19 protein-coding genes are annotated in these 20,531 nt (G+C 50.3%); 15 read left to right on the top strand and 4 right to left on the bottom strand.

All coding sequences use genetic code 11. The features are described from left to right. Positions 1-79 precede the first annotated feature (79 nt). From METH11B_RS0112215 to lhgO, 7 genes are all read left to right on the top strand, one after another. Complete coding sequence (locus METH11B_RS0112215; RefSeq protein ID WP_026602253.1) at positions 80-967, top strand: SGNH/GDSL hydrolase family protein; 888 nt, start codon at positions 80-82, stop codon at positions 965-967. Between the two features lie 12 nt (positions 968-979). Then, positions 980-2,377 (top strand): MBOAT family O-acyltransferase, encoded by a 1,398-nt coding sequence (locus METH11B_RS0112210; protein ID WP_026602252.1) that lies wholly within the window; start codon positions 980-982, stop codon positions 2,375-2,377. 173 nt (positions 2,378-2,550) lie between these two features. Then, positions 2,551-3,675 (top strand): hypothetical protein, encoded by a 1,125-nt coding sequence (locus METH11B_RS0112205; RefSeq protein WP_026602251.1) that lies wholly within the window; start codon positions 2,551-2,553, stop codon positions 3,673-3,675. Positions 3,676-3,681: 6 nt separating this feature from the next. After that, complete coding sequence (locus METH11B_RS0112200; protein ID WP_155931115.1) at positions 3,682-6,045, top strand: hypothetical protein; 2,364 nt, start codon at positions 3,682-3,684, stop codon at positions 6,043-6,045. 447 nt (positions 6,046-6,492) lie between these two features. Then, positions 6,493-7,374 (top strand): glycosyltransferase family 2 protein, encoded by an 882-nt coding sequence (locus METH11B_RS26715; protein ID WP_026602249.1) that lies wholly within the window; start codon positions 6,493-6,495, stop codon positions 7,372-7,374. Positions 7,375-7,389: 15 nt separating this feature from the next. Then, positions 7,390-7,971 (top strand): D-glycero-alpha-D-manno-heptose-1,7-bisphosphate 7-phosphatase, encoded by a 582-nt coding sequence (locus METH11B_RS0112185; RefSeq protein ID WP_026602248.1) that lies wholly within the window; start codon positions 7,390-7,392, stop codon positions 7,969-7,971. Further along, the gene (gene lhgO, locus METH11B_RS0112180) at positions 7,955-9,151 is read left to right on the top strand and encodes an L-2-hydroxyglutarate oxidase (protein ID WP_026602247.1); all 1,197 of its coding nucleotides are present in this window, start codon (positions 7,955-7,957) and stop codon (positions 9,149-9,151) included. The genes METH11B_RS0112185 and lhgO overlap by 17 nt, the downstream gene beginning before the upstream one ends. A gap of 76 nt (positions 9,152-9,227) precedes the next feature. Here lhgO and METH11B_RS0112175 read toward each other — a convergent pair whose 3' ends face one another. After that, the gene (locus tag METH11B_RS0112175; protein ID WP_231499614.1) at positions 9,228-9,758 is read right to left on the bottom strand and encodes a methylated-DNA--[protein]-cysteine S-methyltransferase; all 531 of its coding nucleotides are present in this window, start codon (positions 9,756-9,758) and stop codon (positions 9,228-9,230) included. Positions 9,759-9,841: 83 nt separating this feature from the next. Between METH11B_RS0112175 and METH11B_RS0112170 the strand changes: the two genes are divergently transcribed. The 4 genes from METH11B_RS0112170 to METH11B_RS0112155 all read left to right on the top strand — a co-directional run bounded on the left by METH11B_RS0112170 (position 9,842) and on the right by METH11B_RS0112155 (position 13,137). Beyond that, positions 9,842-10,564 (top strand): hypothetical protein, encoded by a 723-nt coding sequence (locus METH11B_RS0112170; RefSeq protein WP_026602245.1) that lies wholly within the window; start codon positions 9,842-9,844, stop codon positions 10,562-10,564. Between the two features lie 11 nt (positions 10,565-10,575). Next, entirely contained in the window at positions 10,576-11,349 is a 774-nt protein-coding gene (locus METH11B_RS0112165; protein ID WP_026602244.1) for an alpha/beta fold hydrolase, read from the top strand. 113 nt (positions 11,350-11,462) lie between these two features. Beyond that, positions 11,463-11,837 (top strand): hypothetical protein, encoded by a 375-nt coding sequence (locus tag METH11B_RS0112160; RefSeq protein WP_026602243.1) that lies wholly within the window; start codon positions 11,463-11,465, stop codon positions 11,835-11,837. Between the two features lie 70 nt (positions 11,838-11,907). Continuing rightward, the gene (locus METH11B_RS0112155; RefSeq protein ID WP_036277424.1) at positions 11,908-13,137 is read left to right on the top strand and encodes a pyrophosphate--fructose-6-phosphate 1-phosphotransferase; all 1,230 of its coding nucleotides are present in this window, start codon (positions 11,908-11,910) and stop codon (positions 13,135-13,137) included. 86 nt (positions 13,138-13,223) lie between these two features. Here the strand turns inward: METH11B_RS0112155 and METH11B_RS0112150 are convergent, their stop codons facing one another. Further along, positions 13,224-13,691, bottom strand: coding sequence for a nuclear transport factor 2 family protein (locus tag METH11B_RS0112150; RefSeq protein ID WP_020484646.1), 468 nt, complete (start codon positions 13,689-13,691; stop codon positions 13,224-13,226). 149 nt (positions 13,692-13,840) lie between these two features. On the opposite strand from METH11B_RS0112150, the gene METH11B_RS0112145 reads away from it, so the two are divergent. Next, positions 13,841-14,407: a TetR/AcrR family transcriptional regulator gene (locus METH11B_RS0112145; RefSeq protein ID WP_026602241.1), complete on the top strand. Its 567-nt coding sequence runs from the start codon at positions 13,841-13,843 to the stop codon at positions 14,405-14,407. On the opposite strand, the gene METH11B_RS0112140 is transcribed toward METH11B_RS0112145, so the two are convergent. Then, complete coding sequence (locus METH11B_RS0112140) at positions 14,378-17,068, bottom strand: cation-transporting P-type ATPase (RefSeq protein WP_026602240.1); 2,691 nt, start codon at positions 17,066-17,068, stop codon at positions 14,378-14,380. The two genes, METH11B_RS0112145 and METH11B_RS0112140, sit on opposite strands and share 30 nt — an antisense overlap. 189 nt (positions 17,069-17,257) lie before the next feature. Between METH11B_RS0112140 and METH11B_RS0112135 the strand changes: the two genes are divergently transcribed. Further along, positions 17,258-17,464, top strand: coding sequence for a hypothetical protein (locus METH11B_RS0112135; protein WP_020484649.1), 207 nt, complete (start codon positions 17,258-17,260; stop codon positions 17,462-17,464). Between the two features lie 65 nt (positions 17,465-17,529). Here METH11B_RS0112135 and METH11B_RS0112130 read toward each other — a convergent pair whose 3' ends face one another. Next, positions 17,530-18,276 (bottom strand): HesA/MoeB/ThiF family protein, encoded by a 747-nt coding sequence (locus tag METH11B_RS0112130; protein ID WP_026602239.1) that lies wholly within the window; start codon positions 18,274-18,276, stop codon positions 17,530-17,532. Between the two features lie 205 nt (positions 18,277-18,481). Here METH11B_RS0112130 and groES point away from each other — a divergent pair, with 205 nt between their 5' ends. Continuing rightward, positions 18,482-18,769: a co-chaperone GroES gene (gene groES / locus METH11B_RS0112125; protein WP_020484651.1), complete on the top strand. Its 288-nt coding sequence runs from the start codon at positions 18,482-18,484 to the stop codon at positions 18,767-18,769. A gap of 56 nt (positions 18,770-18,825) precedes the next feature. Then, positions 18,826-20,466 (top strand): chaperonin GroEL, encoded by a 1,641-nt coding sequence (gene groL, locus METH11B_RS0112120; RefSeq protein ID WP_020484652.1) that lies wholly within the window; start codon positions 18,826-18,828, stop codon positions 20,464-20,466. Positions 20,467-20,531: the final 65 nt, after the last annotated feature.

The following is a 20,531-nucleotide window of genomic DNA, read 5'->3' as shown; positions in this document are numbered from 1 at the left end:
CTCAATTGCTTTAGTCTGTATTTCGTTGGTAATCTCACTAGGTCTCGCAGAAGGCCTCTTGCGCGTAAAAAACAGCTCGATGACCAACTACGATATCGAGATGTGGCGCTACGGCAAAGAGCTAAAAATCCGCCGTTCCGAGCCTATGCTTGATTTCGATCACGTTAAGTCGAAATCCGCGATATTGCAAAATGTCGAAATTCGCCTTAACGAGCATGGATTGCGCGGTGGTCAGCTTTCCCCTTTACCGCCTGGCGGACGAAGAATCCTCTTTCTCGGCGCCTCCATCACGTTTGGCTGGGGTGTTCCTGAACAGGATACCCTTGAAGTTAGGCTTGAGAAGGCGCTGAACGCTATCGACAAACAGCCTGTGCAAGTGCTTAACGCCGGAGTCGGCAACTACAACACGGAGCGCTACGTTTCCCGTTTTTTTGATGAACTTGCCGATCTGAAGCCGACCGATATCGTCGTGCATTATTGTCTGCGCGACGCCGAAGATCTACCTGCTGGCGGAGATAATTTGCTGTTACGTCACAGTCAACTGGCGGTGATCTTATGGGGCGTTTATCACCGGTTCTTCGATAAGAATGGAGAACAATCGATGGTTCAGTACTATCGCGACGTCTATCAGCCAGAGGCGCCCGGCATGCTCAAAATGAAAGAAAAGCTCAAGCAGCTTTCGGAGTATGCCAAAGCGAACAATATTCGTATATATCTGGCCATGACGCCCATCACATACAACTTAGTTGACTACAAATTCGGGTTTGTCCATGACATCATGAAGCAAGTATCCGCCGAGTATGGATACACTTATTGCGACCAACTGCCCACAATGAAAGGTGTGCCTCAGAAAGATATCTGGGCGACGCCGACCGATCCGCACCCCAACGCACTCGGCCACCGACTAATGGCCGAGGCAATCCAGCCAATGCTTTCCCAATCAGGCAACGCCTCAGTCAACAAGTAAACAGGATAAGGAATGCTATTTAGTTCGCCGGTGTTTTTTGTATTTTTTTCCGTTTACTTCCTGCTCCACTTCGTCATTCCCAAGCAATTTAGAATTTACCTGATCATTCTTGGCAGCACGATTTTTTATGGATGGTGGCGAATCGAATACATATGGCTGCCATACTTATTGACGGCGATCGCCTACTTGGGCGTAATTTGTATGAATGGCGCGGTCAATCCAGTCGCACGCAAACGCCTGGCGGTTACAACCGTCATCGGTTTATTTTTGCCGCTCGTTTTCTACAAGTACACTGATTTTTTCTTTAGGGAACTGATCGGACCGTTTGTTGATATGCACGACAATTTGCTCAATTTGCCATTGCCGCTTGGCTTGTCTTTCGTCACTTTTACCCTCGCAGCCTATGTCATCGATATCTACAAAGGTCGGTTTCAGGCGACATCCTCCCTATCGACGGTACTTGCCTACGTCTTGTTTTTTCCGCACCTGATTGCCGGGCCGATTCTGCGCCCTGCCGAATTGTTGCCGCAACTCGAGCGGCAGCGAATCGCCACGTTACGCCGGTTTGCGGTGCCACTTACAATCTTTTCGCTCGGTTTGGTAAAAAAACTGGTTTTTGCCGATCAAGTAGGTTTTGCGGTCGATGATGTTTATAAACAGAATGGAACGCTTGGTGCGCCGGATGCGCTGTTGGCAATTTACGGTTTCTCGGTTCAAATATATTGCGACTTCAGCGGATATACGGACATGGCAATTGGACTTGCGCTCGCGATAGGAATTCATCTGCCTAATAATTTCCGCCGCCCGTACGCCGCGCGTTCGCTTAGCGACTTATGGACTCGATGGCATATTACGCTTTCATTCTGGTTTCGTGACTATCTTTTTCAACCGCTCGGCGGCTACCGGCACGGACGGTTCAAGGCCGTCCGTAATATATTGATCACCATGCTGTTAAGCGGTTTATGGCATGGTGCGAATTGGACCTTTTTGATCTGGGGCTTGTTGCACGGTATCGGTATATCGGTTAATTATTTGTTGCGGCCCGTCTTACGCGGTTTGCCATCCGGCAAAATGCCCGATTGGATTGGAGTGTTGCTGACATTTCATTTTTTCGCTTTTGCAGCGGTCTTTTTTCGTAGCCCGACTATTGCAAAAGCGCTAAACATCTGGGCTGCCCCCTTTATCGGCGGTTGGGGCGGGATTGCTTCATTCGCCCACAATAATATTTTTCCGTTGTTGTTGATCTTAGTGTTCTTTGCGCTACATCGGTTTGACGACATCCGGAAGGTCAAATTTGCGGCCCATTATTTGCGGCCGGAGCTTCTATGGACTGCGCTGGTTTTCTGTTGGCTTATGGCGATTACAGTAAGCCAAGGAAACACGGCGGCTTTTATCTATTTCGATTTCTGACGAATCGCACGAAACAAGGCTTTACCCATAAGCCGCCTACGACCCAAAACGGCTATTAAGCGCAGAGACTGGAAACACCGGATCAACCGATAAGATTGAGGACGTTGCTTATAGGCATGATTGGACTCAAACCCTTTAAAGAACAATAACAAACCTTACGAGAGGAAGTATTGGTGACGGTGAAATTCGACAAAATATCTAATTTGATAATTGTCCTTGTGACTCTTATAGTTACGACCTATTTAATAGAAGTATGTAGCCAGCTCATTATAAAAAAACTGCCGGTATATGAGTCCCGGTGGGTTTTTCGGGCAAAAAAACCACCGGCATATTCTGATTCGCCTTACTTTAGCGCGGAATTCATTCATGAATCCTCTAACGGAGAAAAAGCAAAATTTGATGATAAAGTCCGTAGATTAGTAAATTTTGAAGGTAAGTATATCAATGTGATTGACGAGCACCGCCGGACTGCGTTTGTCCCGGAAGACGCGACAAATACTGTGTATATCTATGGCGCGTCCACAATATATTCGCAGGAAGTACCGGACGAATACACTATCCCAAGCATAGTGCAGCGCAAGATTAACGAAATTACGACTAAATATAAGGTCGTCAATTACGGTGCCTCATCGATGAACACCAAGCAGCAACTTCTTTTCTTACACGAAACAACGCTAAAAAAAGGTGATATCGTAATATTTTTCGATGGTGGCTGCGATATTATATATAACGTATACAACGATTACGAATATGGTCTCAACATAAACACTCTACGGAATTCAGAAAAACCGGGTGTCCTTGAATCACAAATATTGCCGGTTTTAGAGAAAGTAAAATTAATACACTTTGCCGAACTGCTCAAATATATCAAACAGAAGTCGCCCCCTCTAAATACGCGTAATGCCGAAGAGGTAAACGCAAGGGCGATTAAGGCAAGCGAGAATTTTGCCAATAATATTCGGTTAGCGCATCAATACAGCAAAACGTCGGGAGCTGATTTTTATCATTTTCTTCAACCGTCCATCTTTTCGCTTAAATCTCGCACTAAACACGAGCAATTTCTTATTGATAACTTCTTGTTGACCCCACCAGGAATGGAGTTTGTATATACGCACAGCATCGACAAGTTTGCTAACCAGAGTGACGCATTGAATGCCAATGGAATTATATCGGTAGATTTGAGAAGTATTCTTGATAATAGACAAAGTGAGGTGTTTCTGGATTTCGCCCATACGACTGAACGCGCAAATGAAATTATTGCGGCCGCTATTTTTTCAACGGTCAGGTGGAAGCGGTAGTAATTCGTGACTGAAAGCACTCCTAAAAATCTTATAGGCAACTACCTGCCTTCTGACCTAGTCATCATTCTGAGTCTGCATGCCTGCCTATTTTGGGCTCTTGCAGCAGCCAATCTGCCATTGGCTCATGACACGATGATTAACTTCCAGATGTTTGGTACGGTCTATCGTGAATTTTTACTCTCGGATGAGTTTCCACTTTGGTTACCATTTACCAATCAGGGCGTCACGGCGGATTTTGCCTATGCTTTCACGTTCACGCCGGCCTTTTATGCGGCAGTTTTTTTGGGAAAACTCTTTTCCGTCACTGACACTCTATTACTGTTTCGGTTCGGACTTTATCTCGAAGAAGCTCTGCTGCTCTATGGTCTGTACCAACTGTCCTCGCTTTTCCATCGGCACCGCATCAGCCCTATCATCATTGGCATCACTGGCGTGCTTTCGGTTTCTTGGGGGACGCAGATTCATTGGAACTTCCACCTGATTTATCTGTATCCATTGATGTTGTATCACACCGCCCGGTTTCTACGTGGTGGAGGCTTGGAACACTTAGCATTCGCGCTGATTGCGATGACGCTGGGCGGGCTTTTTTATACGCAGATATTCATTGCGGCCACACTGTGCGCATTCGTCTGTATCTGGCTGCTTCTACTACGGCCTCAAATATCGTCACTTCTAAGCTTTGCGGTTCCTAATCCAGGAGGGCTGCTAATCGTCTGCGTAGCGCTGGTCATTGCTGTTATGAACGTTCAATTTGCCCTGCATGTAATCGACGGCATGCAAAGCTTCACTTCCCTGCGGCAGTCCAACGGGTCCGTCGGGCTGGATATCTTCTTAACTTATGGGGGGTATGTATCACCCGTGAAATTTATGGAGTTCATCTATGCAGCGCCGGTTCGCTTTGCTTTTACTGCCTACTGCGGTCTGTTCACCATACTGTTCTTGATATTTGCACTGGTACACGCAAGGACAAAGGTCTTTGGGGTGTTCATGCTTTTAGCCGGGTTGGTGCTGCTGTTTTCTCTAGGTACCTCGGGGGGAGTGGCGGAAATTGCCTATAGGTTTTTTCCGGCGATGGATAAATTCCGCCACATCGGATTTGTCACGCCGGTCGCGAAGATTCTGCTTATCGTTGCTTCGGGATTTGGTGTTGATCATTATCTGGAAAGCATATCCATACGCAAGCGCAACACATTAATCCTTACAGCGCTCACTATTGTAATGGGTGCAGCTTTTGTGATGGTCGATGCCGCGCACGGATGGCGGTATGCTTATGTGACTGATTCCAGCCTGGATATACCTTTCACCTTTCACTACTTGCAGTGGGTTATCGTCCTTCTGTTTGTCCTGGTGGCATTTGGGCTAAGGACTGAGCGCATTGCACACGACATACTGGGTCCCAGTCTTGTGGTTTGCGTTTTGCTGGAAATGATGACTTACAAGTTCATGCTGGAGTGGTACGCTCCGGCCATGACGCCAAATTGGTTCAGGCACTGGCAGTCTCTCCGTCACGCCTACGATGTGCGTCCGTTGCTTTATAGCCCGAAGCGTCGAAGAGAAATCGAGCAAGACATCATTCACCGGTTATCCCTGATGGACGTATGGGGGGCGCGCAACAGCTTGGGATATGGAAGCTTGTCGCTCGACCTGTGTTTTCCTGTTCACCGCGTGGATATGACAAGTACGTCGTTTGATTCCCTTATCCAGACACGTCTTGCCGTAACGGATGGGCAGTCTCCGCAGGAATATTTCACGCTCGCAAGCGTAGTAAAAGATGCTGCACTAATGGCAGCAATTGGCTGCGAAACGCCAAAACTCTATTTAGCCCGTACACCCGTTGTCGCAGATAACGATGCCCAGGCGAGACATATCGTGAATACTGCGGCGACTCTTTACGAAACGCCAGTCGTCCAGACTAGTCATCCAAGGCGGTACGACGCGATGCCAACTTCACCATCAGTCGTTTCTTCGGACGTAATCACAATTCGCCGTTTCAGTGCCAACCAACTGATAGCCAATATTGATATGCCGTCCGGTTCAAACAGTTTCCTCATTTATTTGGACAGCCTGCATCCTGGCTGGCAAGCGCAGATCGATGGTCATGCCGCGCCAATTCTTCCAGCCAATATTGCCTTTAAGGCCTTAGAATTGACTCCCGGGCACCATGAGGTGACATTCCGCTTTACAGGAGGCTCCCGATGGACCGCCGCGACGATTTGGATCAATTACATTTTGACGATTGCCCTACTCTTGACGACTGTAGGCGTCTACGGGAGGTATATGTTGTCAAGGATATCCTTACTTTTCTTGCTGCCTAATTCAGGGAGTAGCCAATATCCCGAGGGCGCCTCGAAAAAGCCTTCGCAATAAGAGTATTGAAACTGTCGAAACAGATTGCAATCCAACGACTTGCGTTCCAACAACAGCTTTGCAAAGGCAGGTAGAGTTTTTTACAATCTCTCGCTTTTTGATTTGTCTATATTTGATGTTGGGGGGATCGATCTGGTTGCTTTTATTGGGGATTGGCTATAGAAGGTGCGATTTGTCTTCAAGTCTGGCCGTATAAAGGATTCAGTTACAATTCCAACTCGTGTTGTCAAACTAAGGCTGTTATGATTCAGTTTATGTTGCCGAAAGGCAACGTCTGTTGGTGCCAATATTGTTGCGCGCTAAAACTACCTTAGTTTATGGAAAAACGGAATATCAAATCTCTAAATTGGAGAGCGAGGAATATTTGATCGTCAACTTTAAATTTTGTTTAATGATTTATTTAAGCTCGGCTGGATTTTTTGAAAAATTAGATGGTATCGGGGCGTTATGAAAAATACGCTGATTTCCCTTCTATTACCTAGCCGCGGCCGCTTGCAACGCGCCAACGAATTTTTACAAAGTGTTCTTGAGAATAGCGAGTATCCGGAATATGTGGAAGTTATTGTTTACCTGGATGAGGATGATTTTACTAGCCACTCGATGGAATGTCCCGGGCTAACGATTAAACGTATTATAGGACCTAGGGCAACCATGGGCGCATACAACACCGCGTGTTATGAAATGGCTGGTGGGGATATTATCGTTCTTGCCAACGACGACATGATTATTCGCACTCGTGGCTGGGATAGCATAATACGCCAATTACATGACAGTATTCCGGATCGTATCTATCTGGCCTATGGAAACGATTTATTTAAGAAAGGAAATCTTTGCACATTCCCCATCCTTTCTCGAAAAACGTGCGAGATTTTACGAGAGCCTTTTCCAATGGTATATAAAGGGGCCTTCATCGATTATCACCTTATGGATATTTTTAAGCGCTTGGAGAAGTTGGGCCTTAAACGTATTCGCTATTTACCTGAGCTGATATTCGAGCATATGCATTATCGGGCAGGGAAGGCGCCCCTGGACGATACCTACCGGCAGCGAGGAAGGTTTGCAGATGATGGAGATTTCTTGTCGTTAATAACCATGCGGGCAAATGGCGCTCGGGCATTATCTCAAGTGAATCAGAAGGAAAAAGTGCAGGCCGCTTTGGATGATTGTGTTCCGAGCTCAGTGCCTCATGGAATGGTTGGCGTCGCTAGCTATATCACACGTTTTATTTTTTTAGATAAAGGTTTGCCGTTGCGCTGGCGCTTATCGTTATGGGTATGGTTTTTGGGTCGGCAACTGGCGGCTCACGGTTTGCTGAAACCGTTTGTTTGATGGGTCAGCCATTCTATGACGAAAACTTACGCTAAGCCCGCATTATTCTTGGATCGCGACGGCGTCATCAACGTCGAAAAAAATTACGTCTACCGTATCGAAGATTTCGACTTCGTTGATGGCATTTTCGACCTATGCCGACTGGCAACCCGGTTGGGCTTGGTGCTGGTGGTGGTGACCAATCAGGCCGGGATCGGACGGGGTTTTTATACGGAAGCACAATTTCATGTGCTGACGGCGTGGATGAGCGAGCGTTTCGCGACAGAAGGCGCACCGTTGACTGCTGTGTATTTTTGTCCGTTTCATCCCGAGCATGGTGTTGGCGACTACAAACGTGAGTCTTTCGAACGCAAGCCCAATCCGGGGATGATGTTGCGGGCCCGCGATGAACTTGGTTTGGACCTGTCCCGTTCTCTGCTTTTAGGCGACAAACATTCCGATATCGTTGCCGCAAAAGCGGCGGGGGTAGGCGTGACGCTGTTGCTAGGCGAGGATGTCGACAACGTCCGGCCGACTGTGGCGATATGTTCGCTTGCCGAGGCTTGCGCTGTTCTCGAGCGGCATTATTTGAAGGGGCAACATGACGACGTTTTCTGATTTTTGTATTGTCGGCGGGGGTATCGTCGGTTTCGCAACTGCACTGACGCTGCAGGAACGTCATCCCGACGCTCGCATTCTGTTGTTGGAAAAAGAGGAGATGCCCGGCCGACATCAGACCGGTCACAACAGCGGCGTCATACACGCAGGTATTTACTACGAGCCGGGGAGCCTGAAGGCGCGTCTGTGTAGGGAGGGTTTGGTCGCGACCAAGGATTTTTGTCGCGCGCACGGGATTCCCTACGACGAGTGCGGCAAGCTGATCGTAGCGACTGATGGCGTGGAACACGAACGGATCAATACGCTATACGACCGCGCGTTTGCTAACGGTTTGCAATTGGAACGCCTTGACGGAGCTGAGCTTGCCCGCAGTGAGCCAAATATTCGTGGGGTTGCTGCCTTGTATAGCCGGGAAACGGCGATTGTAGATTACGGCTTGGTATGCCGTAAAATGGCGGAACAAGTGGTGCAAGGCGGTGCAGTGGTACGTTTCGGTTTGCAGGTGGATCGCATTGAGGAGAGTGCTCATTACGTTGAAGTCGGGGGCGGCGGTGAGCTCTTTCGCGCAGGCCAATTGATCGTCTGTGGCGGTTTGCAAGCCGACCGGTTGGCCCGCTTGGCAGGTCTGGATGTTGATTTTCGTATCGTGCCCTTCCGCGGCGAATATTTTCAATTGCCGCAATCCAAAAACGCGGTCGTTAACCACCTCATTTATCCTGCGCCCGACCCGGCGCTGCCGTTCCTGGGCATCCACTTGACCCGTATGATAGACGGGAGCGTGACTGTGGGGCCGAACGCGGTGATTGGTTTCGCCCGCGAAGGCTATCCCAAGTTATCGTTTTCCCGGCGAGATTGCGCAGATTTTTTAGGATTTTCCGGGTTCTGGAAATTGATTTATCGCTACCGCCACCACGCGCTGCAAGAGTTGGTGACGTCGTTGAGCAAACGGGTTTACCTTCGGAAATGCCGCAAATATTGCCCGTCGTTAAGCGTCGAAGATTTATTGCCGTTCCGGGCGGGTATCCGTGCTCAGGTTGTTACCGATGAGGGCCTGGCCGTCCACGATTTTCTGTTTAAGCAGACCGAGCGGATGCTGCACGTTTGCAATGCGCCTTCGCCGGCCGCAACCTCCGCACTTCCTATCGGCAGAATTATTGCGGAACGTTGCCAAGCCATTTAGTGGGCCTTGAATCAATGGGTTTTCATCGGCGCGGGCCGCCGATTTTCGGATTATAGTTCTACCATCTGCTTTCGATTTACAGCAACTCCCTGTGTAATAACGCTGCTTTGCGTTCCAAGCCCCAGCGATAGCCCGATAATTTTCCGTCAATGCTTAATACCCGGTGGCATGGTATTGCTATGGCCAAAGGATTGGCAGCGCAAGCGCTCGCCACCGCACGCGCCGAATTCGGCGAACCTATGCGCCGGGCAATTTCGCTGTAACTAGCGGTGGCGCCGACAGGGATTTCCCGTAATGCCTGCCAAACGCGCTGTTGGAACGGTGTTCCTCCAGTATCTAAAATTAACTCCAGTCCCAGCTCTGGTATGTCGATAAATTTTCGTAATTTGGCGAAAATGCGTTCTAATTCGGGGGAGACGTCTATATATTCCGCTTCGGGATATTTGTCCTGGAAGGCTGTCGTCAGTTTATCCGGAGCATCGCCCAAGGCAATTGCGCAAACGCCGCTTGGTTTTACAGCCACAAGCAGCCAGCCCAACGGACATATCCCGGTTGCAAATCGAATTTGGCTACCGGGTTCACCGTGATGATTCGGAGAAATAGTCATGTTCATATCTAGTCCCAATTTATGCTGGCCTACGGCAACAGTGTTTGGCAAAATTTGCTGTTCGCATGTTACTTAACAAAAGAATGAAAAAATTACTAAACCAAAGCTTTTTAACCAATTTTATCTCCCTGTTGATTATCGCTGCCGGCTATGTCAGCCCGTTTTATCCGGAAACTTTGAAAGCGATCGGTTTTTTTGCGTTTTCCGGGGCAATTACCAACTGGTTGGCCATTCATATGCTGTTCGAAAAAGTGCCGTTCTTATATGGATCGGGGATTATCCCGGCGCGCTTCGAAGAGTTTAAAGCATCGATCAAGGCCTTGATGATGCAGCAGTTTTTTACCGTCGAAAACATCGAACAGTTCATCGAAAGAGAAGAGCAACAAGGAGGGCGGATTCTGAATCTGCAACCTTTGTTAAACGCGGTCGATTATGACAAAGTCTATGAAGGCTTGGTGTCGTCGATCATGGCTTCGTCGTTTGGCGGCATGTTGTTGATGATGGGCGGCGAAGAGGCGTTATTGCCGCTAAAACAACCCTTTACCGAAAAAATGCAGCACACCCTATCGGAAATGGTGGAGTCCGAACGGTTTAAACACGCTTTGCAGCACGGGTTGAATGCGCACAAGATTGGCGAGGATTTGACCGGCAAAATCGAAATGGTGATCGATAGGCGTTTGAGCGAACTAACGCCGCAATTGGTCAAAGAAATGGTGCAGTCCATCATCAAGCAGCATTTGGGGTGGTTGGTCGTGTGGGGAGGCGTGTTCGGCGGGGTGTTGGGCGCAATTTTCGGCTTTGCTTGAGCGGAGTGACGATGACCACCATCGAACTGGCTTACGATAGTTTCGGGGAGCCCGGCGGCACACCATTACTCATTGTGCATGGTTTTCTGGCCGCCTCGCGTAACTGGCGCTCCGTGGCCAAACGCCTGGCCGAGCAGCAACATGTTTATGTGTTGGATATGCGCAATCATGGCAGTTCGCCGCATGCCGAGGTGCTGGATTATCCCAGCATGGCCGCCGATCTGTTGGCTTTCATGGATGATCATGGTATAGCAAGCGCGCACCTGCTCGGTCATAGCATGGGCGGTAAGGCGGTGATGTGGTTTGCGCTGCATTATCCGGAGCGGGTTGCCGGTTTGATCGTTGCCGACATCGCCCCGGTCAGTTATCAGCATAGCTTCGACGATCTGGTCGATGCCCTTAGTCGTTTACCGGTCGATAGCATTGGTAATCGTAAGCAAGCGGAAGAGGCGCTAGCGGAAGCGGTTCCCGATCTTGCTTACCGGCAGTTTTTATTGCAAAACTTGCTGTTGAAAGACGGCAATTACTACTGGCGGATCAATCTGGATATTATTCAAAGAAATGCCCATCACATCGTCGGTTTTCCGGATGTAGGTAACAGCCGATTTTTCCGGCCGGTTTTATTTATTGGTGGTGGAAACTCAAAATATCTGGATGAAGAGGCGATTTATGCGGTGTTTCCGCAAGCCAAAATCGCGAAAATTCCAGATACCGGCCATTGGCTTTACGTTGAAGAGCCGGACGCGTTTTGTCGCTTGGTTGAGGATTGGTTGCTTGCCGCGTAGCGCTTAAGTCCTTGATCTAGGTTGATTTAGAACCTTGGTACACTGGTCAGAAATCGGAATGACGATAAGCTTACCACCGCTATTTAGCTAGTTCAGTGCGGAGTAGGTACATCATGACAGTCAATTCATCTCAACAAACTCAAGGTGTCAGACGCGGCAAGCTTGCGGTGCCACTTGAGGATTTGTTACTCACTCAGTCCGAGCACGGGCTCAGCGATTATTTGTCGCTATCAGTCAGCGATTGCGGCAAACACACCAAAGTTAGTATCACTACGACCGATGTCGAGCCGTTAACCTATTCGGCGTTTATTCATGTTTCCGCGCCGCTGGATTTTGCTTCGGTAGTGTTTGTGGCGCAGCCAGTTAAGCTGGGTGAGTTGAGCGATCATCGAACATTGCCTGATAAAAGAAAAGCTTGTGTTAGAATCGCGCGGCTTGCACCGTTTTGGCGAGTGTTGCGGCAAAAGGGATCGCAACGCCGGCGCTAAGACGCGGCGATAGCTGATGGTTGGTACGCCGAGCCATCACTTTTTTCTTAACTTTTTATTCGAAACGCTCATGAACAAACCCAAAAAAGTCGCAATCCTCACGGCCGGCGGTTTGGCGCCTTGCCTGAACTCCGCTATCGGCAGCCTGATTGAACGCTACACAGAAATTGATCCCAGCATCGAAATTATTTGCTATCGCGGCGGCTACAAAGGCCTGCTGCTTGGCGACTCTTACCCTGTGACTGCCGAGGTGCGCGCCAAAGCCGGCTTGCTGCAACGTTTCGGCGGCTCAGTGATCGGCAACAGCCGCGTCAAACTGACCAATATCAAAGACTGCGTGAAACGCGGTTTGGTGAAAGAAGGCGAAGACCCACAAAAAGTCGCAGCTGACCAATTAATCAAAGACGGCGTCGATATTCTGCACACTATCGGCGGCGATGACACCAATACTGCCGCTGCCGATTTGGCGGCGTTTCTGGCCAAAAACAACTACGGCTTGACCGTGATCGGTTTGCCGAAAACCGTCGATAACGACGTATTCCCGATCAAACAATCCCTGGGTGCCTGGACCGCTGCTGAGCAAGGCGCCAGTTATTTCATGAACGTGGTAGCAGAGAACAATTCCAACCCACGCATGTTGATCGTTCACGAAGTGATGGGCCGTAACTGCGGCTGGTTGACCGCCGCGACTGCGCAGGAATATCGCAAATTACTGGATCGCGCCGAGTGGTTGCCTGAGTTGGGTTTATCGCGCGAATCATATGAAGTGCATGCGGTTTTCGTCCCGGAAATGGCGATTGATTTAGAAGCCGAAGCCAAGCGTTTGCGCGAAGTGATGGATAAAGTCGACTGCGTGAATATCTTCGTTTCAGAAGGTGCCGGCGTAGAAGCTATAGTTGCCGAATTGCAAGCCAAAGGCCAGGAAGTGCCGCGTGATGCATTCGGCCACATCAAACTGGATGCAGTTAATCCTGGCAAATGGTTCGGTGAACAATTCGCGCAAATGATCGGTGCGGAAAAAACCCTGGTACAAAAATCAGGTTACTTTGCCCGCGCTGCCGCAGCCAACGTTGATGACATGCGTCTGATCAAATCATGCGCCGACTTGGCAGTGGAATGTGCCTTCCGCCGTGAATCCGGCGTGATGGGGCATGACGAAGATAACGGCAACGTATTGCGCGCTATCGAGTTTCCACGTATCAAAGGCGGCAAGCCGTTCAATATCGATACCGACTGGTTCACCGAAACGCTGGCGGCCATCGGCCAGAAAAAAGGCGGCAAAGTCGAAGTTAGTCATTAATACGTTTTTGGCTTGATCACAGGGGCGGATTTATCCGCCCTTTTTTATTTATAGAGGGCGAATAAATTCGCCCCTACCGGCAAATTTCATAAGCCCAATTCTGTTAAATCGGCATGATCGTCCGGTCGCCGGCCCAACGGCCAATGGAATAAGCGGTCATCGGCCTTAATCGGTAAATCGTTGATGCTGGCAAAGCGGCGCTGCATCAATCCGTATTCGTTGAATTCCCAATTCTCGTTGCCGTAGCTGCGAAAACAGTTGCCGGCGTCGTCATGCCACTCGTAAGCAAAACGCACCGCGATCCGGTTGTCGGTATAAGCCCACAACTCTTTGATCAGCCGGTAATCCAATTCCTTGGCCCACTTGCGTTGTAAAAATTCGCGGATTTGTGCGCGACCCACCGGAAACTCGGCGCGATTGCGCCAACGACTATCTTCGGTATATACCTGGACGACGCGATCTGGATCGCGGCTATTCCAGGCATCTTCGGCCATCCGGACTTTTTGCGCGGCGGTTTCGGCGGTAAATGGCGGTAAAGGCGGTTTGCTGTCCATTGTTGTGCTCCTGGGCGGGTTGAAAATGATGTAGACAGGGTTGTCTACGTTTGGTGATGGTAGCAATTGTAGACAGACTTGTCTACAATCGAAAAATGATTTCTGATCCCACAACTAGTATTTCGGACCGCCCGCCTCGGGAGCGGATCTTGCTGACCGCGCATGATCTGTTTTATCGCGACGGTATTCGCGCTACCGGCATCGACAAAGTGATCGCCGAGTCCGGCGTGACGAAAGTGACGTTCTATCGGTATTTCCCCAGCAAAAACGATTTGATCCGGGCGTTTTTGGATTACCGGCACGACCTGTGGATGGCCTGGTTTAACGATGCCTTACAGCGTCACGGCGGGCGAGCGGGTGCGGGATTGATGCCGCTGGTGGCGACTATGGCAGAATGGTTTCGCAAACCGATTTATCGTGGCTGCGCGTTTATCAATACTGTTGCCGAATTAGGTGGAGTATTACCCGATGTGCTGGACATCTGCCAACAGCACAAACAGGATATGGTGCGGGTGATTACCGAGCTATTGCCGGATGGCCCAAACCGGCAGCAGTTGGCAAATGCGGCTGCGGTGGCGATCGACGGCGCCATAGTCAAAGCGCAGTTGGAATCACAAGATGCGCTGGATAAGCAGTCCCTAACAAGCTTGGAGACGCTATTGGCAGCGCTCGACGCGTTTGCCGGATCAATGTCGCCTGAAACGCCGAACGATTAGCTTTTCCAGCCCTATCGCCGCGTAAATGACTACGCTAACCCCCAAAATCAACAGCCACTCGTCAGGCCCGATTGCCGCGCTACCGAACAAGGCCTGCATCGGTGGCCAGTAGGTAAACAGTAGTTGCAGCAAAGTCATGCTGACCACGCCAAAAATCAGCCATAGATTGGAAAATACGCCGACGCGGAACATCGAATAATTTAGCGAGCGGCAGTTGAATAGATAAAACACGGAACCGAATACAAACACGTTGACCGCTACGGTGCGGGCTTTGGCCAGGGTTTCGTTGTGTGATAGTTCCCATTCGAACAGCCCGAACGCGCCTGCAAGCAATAAAAAGCCGACCAGACAGATACGAAACATCAGGTGTTTGGTCAAGATCGGTTGTTTGCGGTTACGCGGCTTACGCAGCATCAAGCCCGGTTCCTTGGGTTCGAAAGCCAGCATCAAGCCCAGTAACACCGCAGTGGTCATATTGATCCACAGAATTTGCAGAGGGGTGATAGGCAGGGCGACATTGGCGAATACGGCGGCAGTAATCACCAGACCCTCGCCGAGATTGGTCGGCAAGGTCCAGGCGATGAATTTCACCAGATTGTCGAACACGCCGCGGCCTTCCTCTACCGCCGCTTCGATGGTAGCGAAGTGGTCGTCAGTCAATACCATGGCTGCGGCTTCTTTGGCGACTTCGGTGCCGCCCATGCCCATCGCCACGCCGATGTTGGCTTGCCGCAGTGCCGGGGCATCATTGACGCCGTCCCCGGTCATGGCTACCACGTGACCGTTGGCTTGCAGCGCTTGCACCAGTTGCAATTTTTGCTCCGGCGCGATGCGGGCGAATACATCGCAGTCCTTGACGTGTTTGCGATAGTCGGCCTCGCTGTAGTTTTGCAGTTCGGCGCCGCTGATCACGCGTTCGGTGTGATGCATACTCAGCTGCTTGGCGATGGCCAGCGCGGTGACTGGGTGGTCGCCGGTGATCATTTTCACCGAGATACCGGCCTTATAACAGGCGGCAATGGCTCTGGCAGCCTCGGGGCGGGGCGGGTCGATCATGGCTTGCAAGCCCAGAAAAGTCAGGCCGCCACCCACTTCGCGGTGTTCAACGGCATCGTCATTGTGCTCTGCGCGTGCAAAGGCCAGGACTCTCAAGCCTTGTGCGGCAAATGCTTCGGCTTGTTGGCTCAGACGATTTTTATCCAGCGGCACCAATTGCATGTCGGCGGAGAAGGCGTTGTCGCAGCGCTGCAACAGGCTTTCCAGGGAACCTTTCAAATAAATATGCCGGGCATCCTCGGCTAGATCGTGGTGCAAGGTTGCCATGAATTGGTGTTCCGATTCGAAAGGAATCGCGTCCAGACGCGGATGATCGCCGCTGACGCTGGCTTGATGCAGACCGGCTTTGTGGGCCGCTACCAGCAAGGCGGCTTCGGTAGGGTCGCCTTCGATACGCCAGCTGTCGGCGTCGGCGAGTAATCTGGCGTCGTTGCAAAGTAGGCCGGCTTTCAGACATTCCAATAGTGCCGGTTTTTGGGTTGGATCGACCGCTTGTTTTTGGCTGGTAAATTCACCGTCCGGCGTGTAGCCGCTGCCGCTGACCTCGAATACTTCACCGCCGGCCTGCACGAATTGCACGGTCATTTGGTTTTGCGTCAAGGTGCCGGTCTTGTCCGAACAGATCACCGTGGTACTGCCCAGTGTTTCCACCGCCGGCAGTTTGCGAATGATGGCATTGCGCTTGGCCATCCGCGAGACGCCGATAGCCAGGGTAATGGTCAACGCGGCCGGCAGGCCTTCCGGGATGGCGCCAACTGCCAGCGCCACCGAAGCCATGAACATATTCAACATGGTTTCACCGCGCCAGACACCCACCGCAAAGGTTACCGCCGCGCAGCCGACGATGACCCAGAGCAACAATTGACTGAACTGGCTCATTTTTAGGGTTAGCGGCGTTTCCAAGGGTTCGGCGCTACCGATCAGCTTGTTGATGCGGCCGATTTCGGTGTTGTCGCCGGTGCTTACCACTACGGCCAGCGCGCTGCCGTAGCTGACCAGAGTCGAGGAATACGCCATATTGGCGCGATCAGCCAATAAGGTGGTTACGGGCAAGGTTTGCGCCTGTTTTTCCACCGGTACCGATTCGCCGGTGAGCGCGGACTCGTCGATTTTCAGTTCGCGGCTTTGCAATAGGCGCAAATCGGCGGGTACCTTGTCGCCGGATTGCAGAAATATCAAATCGCCGGGCACTAGTTCAGCAGCGGCTATGCTCCGGCGCTGGCCGTCACGCAGTACATTACTGCTGATGTTCAAGGTCTGAGCCAGCGCATTAATCGCTTTCAGCGCGTTGGCTTCCTGGATGAAGCCGATTACAGCATTGATGATGACGACACCGAAGATGACACTGCTGTCGGTCCATTCCTCTAGGAACGCGGTGGTGGCAGCGGAGAACAGCAGGATGTAGATCAGGGGTTGATGAAATTGCGCCAGTAGCAAAAGCAAAGGGCCTTTGCCACGGCGAGCGGTCAGACGGTTTGCGCCGTTTGTCACAAGGCGTTTTTGCGCTTCTTCATCTCTCAGGCCTTGACCCAGTTCTACGGCAAAATGCGTTAATACGGTTTCCGGCGTTTGGCTGTGCCAGTCGGCTTTAGGGTAATTGTCCATATGCTCAGATTGATGGTTGAAAACGGCGTTGGCGTAGTTGGCCCAGGGGCAAATAGGTCAGTGGCTAAACCCATGAATTGACAAACAGTATTTTGTACTTGTTCCCTAAAAGGTATGGGGTTATAGTCCATACCCGAGGTCTATGATCTCATTCTAAATTAAAATAAAAACAAATAGTTGGAGGTATTTATGGGCGGAGTTATCGAATTAATGGTGTTGATGTTGATTATTGCCATCTTCGCTTTCGCACCGTTAGGGTATTTCATTTACATGTATACCATGAAGAATGGCGAGCCGTTTGGCGACATCGAGCCGCACGGCGATAGCGATTCGGCGCTATTGAGAAATGTCAGTAAAGCCATTCTGATGGTTAAAGGCAAGCTGGGTAAAAATTAAATTAGCGCTTTTGTTCGTCAGTCATAGAAAGCCGGGGCCAGCCCGGCTTTTTTGTGCGGATTAGCCTACTTCGCGCCGCAGCTTGGGCAATTTGGATTTTTCTTCAAGCGCATGCTGTGCCATTCCATGCTCAGTCCGTCCAGCAACAGCAAACGGCCAGTCAATGTGCTGCCGGTGCCAACTATCAGCTTTATCGTTTCCAAGGCCTGTATGCTGCCGACGATGCCGGTGATCGGAGCAATCACGCCATTGCGGGCGCAATTTTGCAATTCCTCGCCATCGCTTTGATAGAGGCAGTTATAGCACGGGCTATCGTTTAAGCCGGGTGTAAATATGCTGACTTGGCCCTCGAAGCGGATCGCCGCGCCGGATACCAATGGGGTTTGTTGGTCTACGCAAGCCTTATTGATGGCAAAGCGGGTGGTGAAATTATCGCTACAGTCCAGCACCACGTCGGTGTCCGCCACTTCTGCCAGTAGCTGTTCGCCGGCTAATCGCTGTTTGCGAGCAAATACTTTTACGCCCGGATTAATTTTTTCCAAAGTCTGCTGGGTTGAAATAACTTTATCCAACCCTATATCGGCTGTGTTGTGAGCAATCTGCCGTTGCAAATTGGTCAAATCGACCTGGTCGTCGTCGTAAACGGTGATCTGGCCGATACCGGCCGCGGCCAGATACATAGAGGCAGGTGAGCCTAAACCACCAGCGCCTACGATTAACACTTTGGCATCAAGTAGTTTTTGCTGACCGGCAATATCGATTTGCGGCAGCATGATTTGCCGGCTGTAACGGAGTAATTGTTCGTCGTTCATGGTTTGCAGAGGTTGAGTGAGGCGCAGATGATGCCAAAGAGCTTGACAGAGTGCAAAAGCCGGATATTATTAGCACTCGTTGCTAGAGAGTGCTAATAAACTTGAGGCCGCTTAAAAGCTCGCTTCTTCCGTAAGGGGTAGCTTTTTTTTAAATAGCTTTATTAAGTTTTTAACCTTTAACTTTATCTACATTAAGGAGACATTGATGAAAATTCGTCCGTTACATGACCGTATCGTCGTAAAACGCGTTGAAGAAGAAACCAAAACCGCTGGTGGCATCGTGTTGCCCGGTTCAGCTGCAGAAAAACCAAGCGAAGGTGAAGTTTTAGCAGTCGGTTCAGGTAAACCGTTAGATAACGGCCAAGTACGTGCCCTGGAAGTTAAAGTTGGCGACAGAGTGTTGTTCGGCAAATATTCCGGCACCGAAGTTAAAGTCGATGGCGAGCAATACATCGTCATGCGCGAAGAAGACATCATGGGTGTTTTGGGTTAATCCCAATTCGTTCGACACACTCTTTTTCAATTTAACCAATATCTCAGGAATAAGAAATGGCAGCAAAAGACGTAAAATTTGGTGGCGACGCTCGTGCATTGATGGTGCAAGGCGTTAACGTTCTGGCTAACGCAGTAAAAGTTACTTTGGGTCCTAAAGGCCGTAACGCTGTGTTGGATAAAAGCTTTGGCGCGCCAACCATCACCAAAGACGGTGTATCGGTTGCGAAAGAAATCGAATTGAAAGACAAATTCGAAAACATGGGCGCGCAAATGGTTAAAGAAGTTGCTTCTAAAACTTCTGATGTAGCCGGCGACGGTACTACAACTGCGACCGTTTTGGCTCAAGCCATTGTTAACGAAGGTTTGAAATCAGTCGCAGCGGGTATGAACCCAATGGACTTGAAACGCGGTATTGACTTAGCTGTTACTGCAGCGGTTGCAGCGATTCAAAACGCCTCAACCCCTTGCACAGACAACAAAGCTATCGCCCAAGTAGGTACCATCTCTGCAAACTCTGACGAGTCTGTCGGTAGAATCATCGCCGAAGCGATGGAAAAAGTCGGTAAAGAAGGTGTTATCACTGTTGAAGAAGGCACCGGTCTGGAAAATGACCTGGATGTAGTGGAAGGTATGCAGTTCGACCGTGGCTACCTGTCTCCTTACTTCATCAATAAACAAGAAAGCATGAGCGTAGAACTGGACGACCCGTTTGTCCTGTTGTACGACAAAAAAATCTCCAACATCCGCGAATTGTTACCGATTCTGGAAGGCGTAGCTAAATCAGGCCGTTCCTTGTTGATCATTTCTGAAGATGTCGAAGGCGAAGCCTTGGCAACTCTGGTTGTTAACAACATGCGCGGCATCGTTAAAGTCGCCGCTGTTAAAGCCCCAGGCTTCGGCGATCGTCGTAAAGCCATGTTGGAAGACATCGCGGTTCTGACCGGCGGTGTGGTGATTTCTGAAGAAGTGGGTCTGTCTTTGGAAAAAGCCGACATCAGCCAATTGGGCACTGCAAAACGCGTCCAAATCAACAAAGAAAACACCACCATCATCGACGGTGCTGGTAACGAAGATCAAATCAAAGGTCGTGTTGCGCAAATCCGCGCGCAAGCCGATGAAGCCACTTCCGATTACGACCGTGAAAAACTGCAAGAGCGTTTGGCCAAACTGGCTGGCGGCGTAGCGGTTATCAAAGTCGGTGCTGCGACCGAAGTGGAAATGAAAGAGAAGAAAGCTCGCGTTGAAGACGCGCTGCATTCAACTCGCGCTGCGGTTGAAGAAGGTGTGGTTGCCGGTGGCGGTACCGCGCTGATCCGTGCATTATCTGCGCTGGAAGGCTTGAAAGGCATCAACCACGATCAAGATGTGGGTGTCAGCATTCTGCGCCGGGCGATGGAAGAACCTTTGCGCCAAATCGTCAGCAATGCTGGTGACGAAGCCTCTGTGGTCTTAAATGAAGTCAAAAAAGGCACCGGTAACTTCGGTTACAACGCGGCAACCGGCGAATACGGCGACATGATCGCAATGGGTATTTTGGACCCTGCGAAAGTCACCCGTTCTGCCTTGCAAAATGCAGCTTCGGTTGCCGGTTTGATGATCACTACCGAAGTAATGATCGCCGATGCGCCAGCCGACAACAAAGCCCCTGCAATGCCTGATATGGGCGGCATGGGCGGTATGGGCGGCATGATGTAATCGCCGTTCGGCCTCGGCCAGAAAACCCCGGTTGCCGCGAGGTGCCGGGGTTTTTTATTGCCTAG

This window comes from Methylomonas sp. 11b (genome assembly GCF_000515215.1).
Classification (GTDB): domain Bacteria; phylum Pseudomonadota; class Gammaproteobacteria; order Methylococcales; family Methylomonadaceae; genus Methylomonas.
The sequence above is the reverse complement of the archived record's forward strand: the minus strand, read 5'-3'. Positions and strand labels throughout refer to the sequence as shown.

What these genes read in the sequence shown, in the direction of transcription:
- METH11B_RS0112210 (WP_026602252.1), top strand. Translation starts at nt 980, where the DNA reads ATGCTATTTAGTTCGCCGGTGTTTTTTGTATTTTTTTCCGTTTACTTC.
- METH11B_RS0112165 (WP_026602244.1), top strand. Translation starts at nt 10,576, where the DNA reads ATGACCACCATCGAACTGGCTTACGATAGTTTCGGGGAGCCCGGCGGC.
- METH11B_RS0112135 (WP_020484649.1), top strand. Translation starts at nt 17,258, where the DNA reads ATGGGCGGAGTTATCGAATTAATGGTGTTGATGTTGATTATTGCCATC.
- groL (WP_020484652.1), top strand. Translation starts at nt 18,826, where the DNA reads ATGGCAGCAAAAGACGTAAAATTTGGTGGCGACGCTCGTGCATTGATG.
- METH11B_RS0112185 (WP_026602248.1), top strand. Translation starts at nt 7,390, where the DNA reads ATGACGAAAACTTACGCTAAGCCCGCATTATTCTTGGATCGCGACGGC.
- METH11B_RS0112130 (WP_026602239.1), bottom strand. Translation starts at nt 18,276, where the DNA reads ATGAACGACGAACAATTACTCCGTTACAGCCGGCAAATCATGCTGCCG.
- METH11B_RS0112170 (WP_026602245.1), top strand. Translation starts at nt 9,842, where the DNA reads ATGAAAAAATTACTAAACCAAAGCTTTTTAACCAATTTTATCTCCCTG.
- METH11B_RS26715 (WP_026602249.1), top strand. Translation starts at nt 6,493, where the DNA reads ATGAAAAATACGCTGATTTCCCTTCTATTACCTAGCCGCGGCCGCTTG.
- METH11B_RS0112215 (WP_026602253.1), top strand. Translation starts at nt 80, where the DNA reads ATGACCAACTACGATATCGAGATGTGGCGCTACGGCAAAGAGCTAAAA.
- lhgO (WP_026602247.1), top strand. Translation starts at nt 7,955, where the DNA reads ATGACGACGTTTTCTGATTTTTGTATTGTCGGCGGGGGTATCGTCGGT.
- METH11B_RS0112155 (WP_036277424.1), top strand. Translation starts at nt 11,908, where the DNA reads ATGAACAAACCCAAAAAAGTCGCAATCCTCACGGCCGGCGGTTTGGCG.
- METH11B_RS0112160 (WP_026602243.1), top strand. Translation starts at nt 11,463, where the DNA reads ATGACAGTCAATTCATCTCAACAAACTCAAGGTGTCAGACGCGGCAAG.
- groES (WP_020484651.1), top strand. Translation starts at nt 18,482, where the DNA reads ATGAAAATTCGTCCGTTACATGACCGTATCGTCGTAAAACGCGTTGAA.
- METH11B_RS0112150 (WP_020484646.1), bottom strand. Translation starts at nt 13,691, where the DNA reads ATGGACAGCAAACCGCCTTTACCGCCATTTACCGCCGAAACCGCCGCG.
- METH11B_RS0112175 (WP_231499614.1), bottom strand. Translation starts at nt 9,758, where the DNA reads ATGACTATTTCTCCGAATCATCACGGTGAACCCGGTAGCCAAATTCGA.
- METH11B_RS0112140 (WP_026602240.1), bottom strand. Translation starts at nt 17,068, where the DNA reads ATGGACAATTACCCTAAAGCCGACTGGCACAGCCAAACGCCGGAAACC.